Here is an 11,952-nt window from a genome sequence, read left to right as displayed (position 1 = left end):
TTCACATTGTTCCCGTAAGGATTTGCAGATTTGCGAGAGCCGTTTGATATCGCACTCGTCCATCCTCGCGCGCATTCTCCGCGCCCACATAAGCTGTTTGTGCATCTACCACTTCCAGCACGGTGGCCTCGCCGCCTGTATAGCGCATCTTGGTCAGGCGAAGGCTTTCCGCCGCGGTCTGCACGCTTGTGTCTAGAGAAGCAAGCTGATCGTGCGCTGCCATCGCTTCTGCATAGGCTTCATCCGATTGCGCAATCAAACGCCGCTGCGTTGCAGTCAGCGCGGTCTTGGCCACATCTCGCCGAATCTCGCTCTGCTTCACCTTGTTATGCGTCGTCAGCCAATCCCACACGGGAATGTCAAGAGTGATGCTCGCGGAGTAGCCAAGATTACGCACATGGTCCGGCCCCGTGGAATCGAACTGCGGCGCGTCGATGCCGTAGGTGTAATTCAATCCAAGCGCAGGCAGATAAGCGGCACGCGCGCTCAACACATCTGCGTCGCCAACTTTTACCGCAGCCAGCGCGCTTTTCATCTCCGGATTATTCTTCGCCGCAGCCTCTTCTATGTCGGCACGCGGAGCCAGTGGACCCGGAATTTGCTGCGTAGACAAGGTGTAAGCTGTGCGCGGATCGGGAAACAACAGCACCCCCAACTCCAGCCGTGCCTTCTCTGCTTCCAGTTTTGCATCTGCTAGTTCGCGTTCGCGCTGCTGCTCTTCCAACTGTGCTTTCACCACATCGGCATGCGCTGCCTCGCGTTGTTGCTCGCGTTGTTCCGTCAAGCGAATGAAATCTTCTGCTTCGTCATGTGCACGCGTGGCAATCGTAACGCGATGTTCCGCCGCGCCCACTCCGTAGTAGAGCTCTGTCACAGCGGCAACAAGACCGCGGCGCGCAACTTCCAGCTCCGCCGCAGCCTGCGCAGCAGCGGCATCGGCGCGATGTACATCGGCCACCTGCGCCAGGCCGAGCGTCTCATTCACCACTCCTTGGCTGGCATACTCCCGCACAGCATTGTTCGCAATAAATCGCGGCGAAGGCTGTGCTCCAGCGCCCTGTCCCGCCTGATTTACCGAGCCATTTGGCTGCGTATAAAACCCCTGATTGTGAAATGTAACATTGGGCAGCAAACTCGCTCTGGCAATCGAGCGGTCCAGATTGGCAGTACGGCTTCCAGACACAGCCGCAACATACGAAGGTTCATTGGCCTGCGCACACCGGATCGCCTCATCCAGCGTCAGCGCAGACGCCGGTTGAGCTACGAGAGATTGCGCCATCATGCCTGGGCAGGTGCAAAGCAGAAGAAGCGGTGCTGCCCACATTCGCTTGTGAGACCACATGGACATTAAAATTAGCAGCCAACCCTTAAGGAAAAGTGAAGATTGGCGGCAGGTAAACCATTTCGCGCCAATTCCGGTTGCTCTCTTGTGGCACTGCTTAACCGCAGCGCAAAGCCACACTTGCATCACACCATTACAGACGCAAAGCGCCGAGCCACATACCAGCGGCCCAGCGTTTTGAGCATTGGTTTACTTCTTGAGAGAGGTCAGCACGTCAGCCAACTGCTCATAGTGGTCCGTGGATATAAAGTCCGCTTTCGCGTGTGCAGCGGCCTTCCAGCGCGTCACCGCAGCCTCGCGGGAACCGAAGTTGTATTCCTTATCCCAGCCCTGATTGTCCGCATCCGTAAAGCCGTCGAGGCAGTACACGCCAACAAGGTAGCCAAGCTTGTGGCCGTAAGTAATAAACTCCTTCAGTCGCGCGTCATCCTCCGCCGTCCAGTCGCCAGCATTTGCCTCGCCGCCCTTTTCAATAAAGGCCCAGTCAAGACCTATCCAGCGATGGAAATTGTCCGCGCGGCCTTGGATCAGATCGTGCGGCGCGGCATTAAACTGCAGATCGACTGCTTCTGCGGGAGGCAGTTTGCGGCCTGGGTTCGGATCAAGCTTGGGAACGCTGCCGAAAGCAATAAGCTTTCCGCCCACCGGAACCTGATCATAAAAGGCTTGAATCTTGTTGAGGTCATTCTGCTTGTCCTCAAGAAGCACCATCATGGGCTTGATATCGAGCGGAGAAACCTTGAGGATGTCATCCGTCTTTACCGCAGTTGTAAGCCAGTCTTGATGCTTTTCGAGCAGTTCCCTGATGGCGGCCATGTGCTCCGGTGGATCATTCTTGATGTCGAGGTACAGCGTGATCACAGGCCAATTGCCCTTATTGCCTTCCCTCAGCGCTTTCTCAATCACCGGGCGAACCTTCGGAAAGAAGTAGCTCTCAAGCGTCGGATCGTCGCCACTGGCATTCTTTGCGCCATGGATCATCATGGATTTGCCGTCGGTCCAGGACAGGTCTTCCTCCACGGCAAACGGTTGGCCGGAGGAAATGGCGCGGTCAAGGCGGTCGGCGTACTTGCCGTGGTCAGGATACGCATTATGCGCAAATACAATCGTGCGTGCGCCGGGAGCCACTGTTCCATGCTGCGCATAGGCAACGGCTGCCAGAGCAAGGCTTGCCACGAACATCAACTTCTTCATTCCAAATCTCCTAACGGATTGATCGAGTTTCACCAGGCGGAAAGCAGACTTTGTCCCACCCCAGGCGTGCGGCCCGTGCCGACACGACTTATCGACAGCCTGGCTATTGCCCTGCGGTAATCTGCAAGCGGAGTTTCTATGCTGGGGCTTCCAGGTTGGATTGGACCATTCCGCTCTTAAGAAAACCTTAGAGACGGAATGCTGTTACATAATTTTCATGTGAAGCGGCTATTATCGGCGTAAATACAGAAGCGGAACGTACCTATATGAGAGTCCTGGTAGCTGAGGACAAACCTGCAATGGCCGATTTGCTGACGCGTGCGCTGCGCCGCGATGGGCATTCGGTTGTCGTCGCGCATGACGGGCAGGAAGCGTTGGAGCTGGGGCGCTTTGGCGACTGCGACATTATTCTGCTGGACCTTATGCTGCCCCGCATGGACGGATTCACCATCATACGGACGTTACGCGCAGAGCGGCGCTCCATACCTACTCTGATTGTCAGCGCACGCGATGATATGAACGATATTGTGCGGGGCCTCGATCTTGGCGCGGATGATTATCTGACCAAGCCCTTTGCGCTCGACGTCTTGCTTGCCCGTGTACGTGCTCTTTGCCGGCGTCTCCCACAGAGCACCAAGGCCAATCTTGTTTATGAAGACGTGGAACTTGATGTAAGCACACATGTACTGCGCCGCAAAGAGAGCATCAACCCACTCACCCGCACGGAGTTTGCCTTGATGGAGCTCTTGATGAGGAGAGCGGGCTCAATTGTCTCTCGCGACACCTTGATTGAAGCAGGTTGGGGAAGCGGCGCGGAGGTAAGCGAAAGCACGCTCTATGTCTTTATCAGCATGCTCCGTACAAAAATCGGCGACCCGCAGTATCTGCACACGGTTCGCAGCATAGGTTATTCGCTTCGCAAGTGAGATTAGGTCTTTCCATCTCGCTAAGGTTGACCCTCTGGTTTTCCGCAATCTTTCTGTGCGGATTGCTCCTCTTTGGCGTGCTGCTGTTGTATTCCATGACTTCGTCCGTGAATCACGCAAGAGACCAGAAACTCAAGCAGCGCGCGGAGCACATGGTGAGCGCCATTCAAAGCGCGCGCACATATCCCGCCGATTCCCCGTGGAAGGAGGAGGATGTTATCGTGCCATCCACGGATGGCCGCATGCTTCAGGCGTATTCGCTCGATAGCAAAATCCTTACACGGCAGAAGCTTGCGGAGGCGCAGTTTCCATGGCCCGATGTTCCCACCGGGCGAAATGAGCAGCGCAAAAGCACAACATATAACGGACAGACATACCGCATTTATGTTCTTACCACCTCGCTGAATGGGACTCTGCTCCGTGTTTTTGTCGCACGAGTTCTCATGGACAATCCAAGCCTCCTGGATCAGCCGGCAGCGCTTCTGATTCGTTTCATCCCCGGCATGCTGCTTGTCTCGGCGCTGGCAGGCTATTTCATCAGCCGCCGCGCTCTTATGCCGGTCGTGCGGCTCACAGAATCCGCACGCTCCATCGCGATAGGCAATCTCGCTTCCAGGTTGCCAGTTTCACCTGTCGGTGATGAGCTCGCGCGCCTTGCGGAAACATGCAATGAGATGCTGAGCCGTCTGGAAGAAGCCGTAAAGTGCATTACGCAATTTACCGCGGACGCATCGCATGAGCTACGCAGTCCCATTGCATTTATTCGTGTCGCCAGTGAGGACACACTTCGTATTCCAGGCCTGCCCGCAGAGGCAGCTCAAACACTTGAAAGCATTGTCGGCGAGACCAAGCATTCTCAACAGTTGCTTGAGGACATGCTTCTGCTTGCCCGTTTTGATTCTGGCAGTGCGCCGTTGGAATTCGAGCAGATTTTCCTTGTCGAGACTGTTGAGTCAGTTCTCTCGCGAATGGAAGTGTTTGCCGTGCAGAAACACCAGATGCTTGTTACACGGCTCTCGGACGAAGACCCAGTGTCCATGGGCAATGCGCAGATGTTCGGTTGCCTTGTCAGAATTCTTGTGGACAACGCGATTAAGTATACGCAGCGGGAAGGCGCAATTGAGGTCACGCTTACCCGTGAAGGGCAACAGGCGCGACTTACAGTGTCTGACAACGGGCCCGGCATCCCCGAATCTCATCTTCCTTATATATTTGACCGTTTCTATCGCGTCGATCCATCACGCGGCGAGCAGACAGGGACGGGACTCGGGTTGGCAATCGCGAGCCAGATTGCAGTTGCACACCATGCGCAAATTGCTGCGCGAAGCAAGGAAGGAACAGGAACGACCTTTGAAGTAATATTTCCACTCATCGATTCCTACACGCCCCGCGCAAATTGATTCTCAATCCAACTTACAAGCGAGAAGGAGCTTAAACACAGCGTCTTTGCATGTATTTCCATGCCTTTGTGAAAACCAGTTGAATCTCAATTCTCTCTAAGGATTCCTTTAGAGTGGTTTGCTCTACTGAGGCTGTTCCGTTCACATGTCTTGATTAACACAAGCTTTCGCAACATTTGGCGAGCATGTGCAGCGGAATCGAGATACTTTGCGCCGCAAACAATACGCCTTTGCTTCGTTAGGTTGCAAGGCTATGAATAGCGGTGGTCCAGAGCCAGCGATGCGCGCTACAGCATTGCGCGCGTGGAATCACTCTGCAAGAAAGGAAGCCGGGAACCATCGTGTTAAAAATCATCTCCTCGGAAAAACTGGTTTTAGGAACATTGTTCGCATTATCGGCAGCATCCGTTGTAATGGCGCAGTCGCAATCATGGAAGTTTGGCGTCATGGCCGATACGCAGTGGAGCAAGGACGACGGTAGAAACCCCGGCGCTTGCGCAGTAGATATGGTGAAGGCTGTCAACAAGGAGTTCATCAAGCACAAGGTCGATTTTGTAATTGAAGTAGGAGATCTTGTGGATAAGACGGGCAATACCGCCGAGGCCGTTGCTGCTTCTGAAGGCGTTCGCGCTGCGTTTGCGCAAGAGCTTTATAACGCGGGAATCGGGTTCTTTCCTGTGCGTGGCAATCACGACTCGCATCCTCTGGCAGCGACGGAGTTCAAGCGCATTTATCCGCAGTCGCAGAACGGCAAGATGAATGCGACACCAGCGAATGTCTTTACCATCCCCAATCCCGATGCGGCTGTGCAGCCCTTCCCCTCGCCCTCTGGCACGCCCTTTACTCTGGGCACAAATTTTAGTTCTCCTGATCCCGGCACAACTGGCGGTCTCGATTGGCGCGGTCTAAGCTACTCCTTTGATTACAAGGGCTCGAAATTTGTTCTGGTAGACCAGTTTGCCCCGGCTGACCGTGACCCCTCTCAGAATCAGCAGTTGACCATCGCTTCGCAGGTGCCGTGGATTACATCCACACTTGCTACAAAGCCAGCTGGCGGTCACGCATTTGTCTTTGCGCATAAGGGCTTGATTAGCGAGCAGCATGTCGATACGCTCTTCGGCAAAGACCCATCATCGGACGCCGCCGCGCAGGACGCCTTTATCAACGCGATGTATAAGAACGGCGTTCGATATTACATCCAGGGACATGATCACCTGCATAATCGCGCGTTTGTCTCGGTTACCAGTGGCTCGCCTCTGGATGGTGTTTCACCCAAGGTCGAAAACATCGTTAGCCAGTCAGTCAGCCACAAGTTCTACACGCCCAATACTCCTGCAAATGATGACAAGTACGACGTTCCTGCATTCGGTCACAAGCGCGAAGCGGAGCTATCACAGGACCTGCACCAGGTCGGCTTCTACATCTACACGGTAGAGGGACCGAAGGTGACGGTGAAGTACTATGCCGCGCCGGTATCGAATGCCGCGCCGACTCCCAACTGCAAGCTGGCATCGCCGGAGATGTGCGAATATACAGCGCCCACAACACCGAAACTCACATTCAAGAAACTTGAAACTTTTGGCTACAGCCTCAATGGAAAAGAGTTCCTGATCTGCCAGGACGGGCAGGAAAAATGCAACAGCTCCTACACCAAAGTTGCGGATAGTTATAAAGGAACTTCCATGAAGATTTTGAGCGGCAGCAATGGCAGTGCGGCTCAGGACTTCCAGAAGCGCCCCTTCCTCAAAGCTGTGGATACAGGTTGGACCGATCAGCCTGCCAACACGGCAAGCCACATTCTCACACTCTGGGGAATGGAGGACTTCAACAAAAAGACCACGGACACTTACACGCTTTCCATGACGTATTCCGGCACGGCTGATGCCTCGTTTGTTCTGGCTACCAAAGGCAAGCAAGGCAAGTGGATCAACGCTGTGGATAAGAACGAAGGCGGCAACAAGAAGTTCATCAATGGGCCGTGGAAAGCCGGATACGAACTCGGCACATACGGCTTCGACAAAAAGGCGAAATCGGTGTGGGCCGTGATTGATTATGCCGGAGATTTCGCTGTGGCAAATCCGAATAAATAACCGACTTTCAGTGCAACGCAGCGCGAATTTGTGCCGCGCAAAAAAGAGACTTCAGAGTGGATGAGGAAATAGGTTGCGGCAACATCCAGGTCTGACGAGAAACAGGAACTAGTACATTCAACTGCTTACGGATTCATTTAGGAGGCACACATGCGCCGTCTAATCATTGTTCTTTCTGTCTTTATACTGTCCGTGCTTCATATGGGAGCGCAAGCAGACAGGTCATCCCTGACTGGCATTGTTCTGGACCCCGCACAGAGAGCGATTGCTGGGGCCAAAGTTAAACTCAAGTCCATCGCCACCGGAATCGAGCGTTCCCAAGGGACGAATGCTAGTGGTGTTTACACCTTCAGCTCGCTTCCCTTGGGGCAATACGCTCTCACCGTCGAAGCAAATGGCTTTGAGAAAACCAAGGTCGATACCTTCACTCTCGAAGTGGGTGAAACCCGTACGTTGAACCTTACCATGCAGATCGGTGGCGCGCATGAAGAGGTGACTGTCATCTCCGCCGCACCAGACCTCGATATCAACTCCGCAGTCGTCGGTGGAACCATTACCAACGATCAGATGCAGGCATTGCCAGTGAATGGCCGGTACTTCGCGAACCTGGAAACGTTACTTCCCGGTGCTATTGCTTCGGGTAACGGCGACCAGTCCAGCGTGCGCTTTAGCGGCAATTCGCAGGAAGACAACAACTTCCGTCTTGACGGTGTGGACGCCACCGGCTTGAATCATGCGTATGAGAAGGCTCCTCTTGTTGTGCAGTTTCCAATGGAGTCTATCGCCGAGTTGAAAGGCAGCAGCGCCCTTTATAGCGCAGACATTGGTGGCATGTCCGGAGGGCAAATCAATATGTCCTCCAAAAGCGGTACAAACCAATTTCACGGTTCGCTCTACGAGTACCTTCGCAATAGCTACTTTGACGCACTGCCGTTCAACAGCGGTGGTCAGGCGGCCCCATTCAAGATGAACAACTTCGGCGCCAGCTTCGGTGGCCCCATTCTTCGCAACCGGTTCTTCTTCTTCATTAACTATGAAGGCGTGCGCCAGTCGTACGTTCAACCATTCAATGCTAACGTGCCGAGCGACGCTTTCCGTCAACAGGTACTGCAGGCCCAGCCGTCGCTGGCAACTTTCCTCAATGCGTTTCCCAAGGGAATGCAGTCCACAAATAACCCGGACATCGATCTGTGGTTCTCAGGCGGCCTGAATCCGACAAGTGAAGATGGCGGCCTGCTACGTCTCGATTACGCACTCTCGCAGAAGACAGACCTTTCTTTCCGTTTCAACACGGACTGGTACACAACAACCCAGCCCGCGCTGGAGCAAAATGTAGCCACGATGTACTCCACTCCAAACGTTGTAGTGGATGTAGTGCACCGTTTCTCGCCGTCCATCCTGAACGATGCAAAAGTCGGTTACAACCGCCAGGCTTTCTGGAATCCGAGCACCGGTAATACAAGCCCGTATTCTTTTTCAGTTGGCGACATCAGCCTTAGCTACTCACTCAATGATGACTCCTGGCGTATCGATAACTCCTACAGCTTCCTCGATGACATCAGCTTCTATCACGGGCGCCACACCATCAAGGCAGGTGTGGAAATTCGCGGTATGCAGGAAAACAAGCTGCATCCACTGCTGGAGCAGACCGTGGACTACAACACGGCAGACGATTTACTCAACAACAGGCTGCAGGAATATGACTACACACCCATTGGTGTAGAAACAGCCGCCCGCAAGAAGAACTACTACGGCTACATCCTGGATGAGTTCAAGCTGCGGCCAAACCTAACGATGAATCTCGGACTCCGCTATGAGTATTACGGCGTAGACCGCGAAGAGAATCCGTCCATCGGCCAGGGCTTCGATCCCTTTACCTGCGGCCTGCAGTTCTGCCCCGTTGGAGCCGCGTTCTATATGCCGAATGTGCTGGGCTTTGAGCCGCGCATCAGCATTGGCTACACGCCGGAGTTTCTGCATGGCAAGACCGCAATCCGTGCTGGCTTCAGCAGCAATGAGAGCGACGGCCAGTTTGGCGGCCTGTACGCTTTGCAGACGCAGATTGGCCAAGCCTTCAAGCTGCAGTCTTCCAGCATTCCCGACTTGAGTTGGCCTATTACCCCGTTCCTTTCGGACGCAAAGGGCAGCATCTCGTACTCTGCCAGCGACCGGAGACGCAAAAACCTTCAGGTCAACCAGTGGACGCTTTCTGTGCAGCATGAGTTGTTCAAGAACACAATTCTCTCGGCCGCTTATGTGGGCAGTAAGAGCACGCACTTGTTCAATAAAAACCTCTTGCTGAACGTCATTGATCCCGCAACCGGCAAGCGTCCCTACGCCAGCCTCACCAACTCCACAATTGGCTGGACCACCTGGAACAACATCAGCAACTACAACGCCCTGCAGATTGGCCTGAAGCGAAACTTGTACAACGGCCTGTTGGTCTCTGCAAATTACCAGTACGCGCATATCCTCGGCGACGGTTCAAATGGTGGCGGCGAATCAGATAGCCCGGAAAATGTGAACTGCCGCCCCTGTGAGTACGGCAACACAGATTTCGATGTCCGTCACAACTTCACCGCTAGCGCTATCTGGCAAGTGCCGATTGGCAGAGGCAAGCTTCTGCTGAGCAATGCCAACCCGGTTGTCGATGCTGTCATTGGCGGATGGGAATTCAGTGGCACAGGCGTTACGCGCGCCGGCTTCCCTCTCAACGTAACAATGAGCCGCAAAACGGGTGATCTTCCCGACGGCAACAACAAGAGCCAGCGCCCCGACCGCGTTCCCGGTGTGTCGCTGTACGCAGGGGGAAGCAACAGAGTCAACGGGTGGTTCAATCCAGACGCATTCGCCACACCCGTCAAGGGCCAGTGGGGCAACCTCGGTCACAATTCACTCTACGGGCCCGGATTTGCACAGGCCGACATGGGGATGCAAAAACAGTTCCACATTCGCGAAGAGATGGCGCTCCAGTTCCGCGCTGACTTATTCAATATCTTCAATTACGACCAGATTGGAAGTCCCAACGTCACGTTCTCAGGTGACGCGTCTAACCCGGGCAACTTTGGCACCATCACTAAGGCCTATAACTCAAACCCAACAGGTACCGGAACGCCGCGCCAGATGCAGTTCTCGCTGCGCTTCTCCTACTAATGGAACCCTGTATGAACCTGCGCCCGGCGCTCCGGAGTTTATCCGGCTCGCCGTGCGTAGAGCGAACGGTCAGTCTTCGCGGCAAACGGATTCGCATAGAAGGAAACAAATATGAAACTCGCCACCGCCGTTCTGCTCCTCGCCGTTGCCGGTAGCTACAGGCTTCCCGTGATTAGCCAGGAAGCAGCCCCAACGGAAACGCTGCGCAAAATACAGCCTATCCAGCTATCCAACAAGATAAGCGGTCCTTTCGATCATCTTGCCGTGGACCTAAAAAACAATCGTCTCTTCGCCACGCCGGAAAGCTACCACGCCGTTCTCGTAATGGATTTGGGCACAGGCAAAGTGATTCATGAACTCAGCGTAGTCAAGCCGCATGCAGTGCTCTACCGCGATGACCTGGACCGCATTTATATAACCGATGGCGAAGACGGCTCACTCAAAATATTCGATGGCAAAACCTATGCACTGCGTCAGCGTATTCCGCTGAAGACAGACGCGGATTCCATTGGCTACGACTCCATCTACGGCTTGCTTTATGTCGTGAGCGGTGGAAAGGATGCCGGTCAGAAGTTCTCCACACTCAGCGTCATTGACGTTGTCGCAGAAAAGAAACTCGCGGATATTGAAATCGAAGGCGATATCCTGGAAGCGATGGCGCTCGATACCTACCGGCCACGGCTCTATATAAATAATGCAGACAAAAATGAGATTGACGTAGTCGATCGCTGGACCAGAAAAGTGATTGCCAAATGGCCGGTCACAATGGGCAAGCGCAATGTGGCAATGGCTCTCGATGAAGTTCACCAGCGTCTCTTTGCCGCCTGCCGCAGTGGGCAGATCGCGGTCTTCGACACGAACACCGGCAAGGAATTGCAATCAATCCCGATTACCACTGGCGTAGACGATCTGGTCTACAACGCAGCAAGCAGTCGGCTTTATGCCATTGGAAACGGCGCCGTCGATGTTATCGGTCAGGTGGATGCCGATCACTATAAGGCGCTCGGCAGAAGTGACGTTGGCCCACTCGCTCGGAATGCTCTTCTGGTCCCAGATCTGAACCGCTATTTCGCAGCCGTCCCCCAAAATGGAGCGGATGCTGCATCCATAGTGGTGTTTGAAGTGATCAACACCCCCACACCGAAGCCGGCCCAGCTTTCCAATGCCGAGCCGCTTAGCGCGCCGTTCGCGGGCCGCTTGGTATTGTCCATGCTTTCAAGCCATCCGGACCTGCGCAAGATGGGCCTGCACGCAGTTCCTCCCGGTCGCGCCACCAGCGTCATTATTGCCAACGGAAACAGGAGCCGTGTAGGTGTTCCCACAACACAGGGCGACTTCGATGCGGTTAAGGATGGCAATACCTATTGCGCCAGCAAACAGAACGGAGCCTTTTATAACCTTAAAATGCCAATGTTTGACGCAGCAGGCCGGCGCATTGGAATTCTGGTGATGGAGATGCCGTTTACTTCAGCAGCAGACGAGGCAGATGCAATTCGCAAGGCAGAAGTGATTCGTAGCGAAGTAGCGCAAAAGATTCCGGACCTCAAGAGCCTCTTCGGAGAATGAATGCAGTGCTGTATTTTGTTTTTGCAATGGAAGAGTTTATCTAACTTCAATGGTCTCCACTAGTTCAGAATGGCCGATTGGCTCACAATCTTCTCGTAAGCCTGCCGCTTCGTCTTGGTGGCTGCCTTCGCACACAGGAAGGGGGATGGGGTAGCTATGCTAGCGCTCTCATAGCACATCAGTAGAACGTCGTTCGCTGATCTCGGGTGCCATCCCTCCATTCGTGTCTCATCCGATCTTGATAGAGGCTACATAGCGCGGATGAAAGGTCAGAGAGATTA

General features: G+C 54.2%; 7 protein-coding genes. 5 read left to right on the top strand and 2 right to left on the bottom strand.

The window, feature by feature from the left end:
* Window position 1: 1 nt before the first annotated feature.
* On the bottom strand, window positions 2-1,282 hold the full coding sequence (locus AC5S3R_RS03395; RefSeq protein WP_494265253.1) for a TolC family protein: 1,281 nt from the start codon (window positions 1,280-1,282) through the stop codon (window positions 2-4).
* Window positions 1,283-1,531: 249 nt separating this feature from the next.
* A complete protein-coding gene (locus AC5S3R_RS03390; RefSeq protein WP_494265252.1) occupies window positions 1,532-2,536 on the bottom strand; it encodes a hypothetical protein in 1,005 nt (334 codons plus the stop codon).
* 266 nt (window positions 2,537-2,802) lie between these two features.
* Here AC5S3R_RS03390 and AC5S3R_RS03385 point away from each other — a divergent pair, with 266 nt between their 5' ends.
* The 5 genes from AC5S3R_RS03385 to AC5S3R_RS03365 all read left to right on the top strand — a co-directional run bounded on the left by AC5S3R_RS03385 (window position 2,803) and on the right by AC5S3R_RS03365 (window position 11,671).
* Complete coding sequence (locus AC5S3R_RS03385) at window positions 2,803-3,462, top strand: response regulator transcription factor (protein ID WP_494265250.1); 660 nt, start codon at window positions 2,803-2,805, stop codon at window positions 3,460-3,462.
* Window positions 3,459-4,862, top strand: coding sequence for a sensor histidine kinase (locus AC5S3R_RS03380; protein WP_494265249.1), 1,404 nt, complete (start codon window positions 3,459-3,461; stop codon window positions 4,860-4,862). The genes AC5S3R_RS03385 and AC5S3R_RS03380 overlap by 4 nt, the downstream gene beginning before the upstream one ends.
* Window positions 4,863-5,245: 383 nt before the next feature.
* Window positions 5,246-6,952: a metallophosphoesterase family protein gene (locus AC5S3R_RS03375; protein ID WP_494265247.1), complete on the top strand. Its 1,707-nt coding sequence runs from the start codon at window positions 5,246-5,248 to the stop codon at window positions 6,950-6,952.
* A gap of 150 nt (window positions 6,953-7,102) precedes the next feature.
* On the top strand, window positions 7,103-10,105 hold the full coding sequence (locus AC5S3R_RS03370; RefSeq protein ID WP_494265245.1) for a TonB-dependent receptor: 3,003 nt from the start codon (window positions 7,103-7,105) through the stop codon (window positions 10,103-10,105).
* Window positions 10,106-10,216: 111 nt separating this feature from the next.
* A complete protein-coding gene (locus AC5S3R_RS03365) occupies window positions 10,217-11,671 on the top strand; it encodes a YncE family protein (protein ID WP_494265244.1) in 1,455 nt (484 codons plus the stop codon).
* Window positions 11,672-11,952: the final 281 nt, after the last annotated feature.

Source organism: Occallatibacter sp. FHG110214_02 (assembly GCF_059115385.1).
The sequence above is the reverse complement of the archived record's forward strand: the minus strand, read 5'-3'. Positions and strand labels throughout refer to the sequence as shown.

Bases quoted from the DNA above. Each gene is read 5' to 3' on its own strand.
- AC5S3R_RS03395 (WP_494265253.1), bottom strand. From the start codon at position 1,282: ATGATGGCGCAATCTCTCGTAGCTCAACCGGCGTCTGCGCTGACGCTG.
- AC5S3R_RS03390 (WP_494265252.1), bottom strand. From the start codon at position 2,536: ATGAAGAAGTTGATGTTCGTGGCAAGCCTTGCTCTGGCAGCCGTTGCC.
- AC5S3R_RS03385 (WP_494265250.1), top strand. From the start codon at position 2,803: ATGAGAGTCCTGGTAGCTGAGGACAAACCTGCAATGGCCGATTTGCTG.
- AC5S3R_RS03370 (WP_494265245.1), top strand. From the start codon at position 7,103: ATGCGCCGTCTAATCATTGTTCTTTCTGTCTTTATACTGTCCGTGCTT.
- AC5S3R_RS03365 (WP_494265244.1), top strand. From the start codon at position 10,217: ATGAAACTCGCCACCGCCGTTCTGCTCCTCGCCGTTGCCGGTAGCTAC.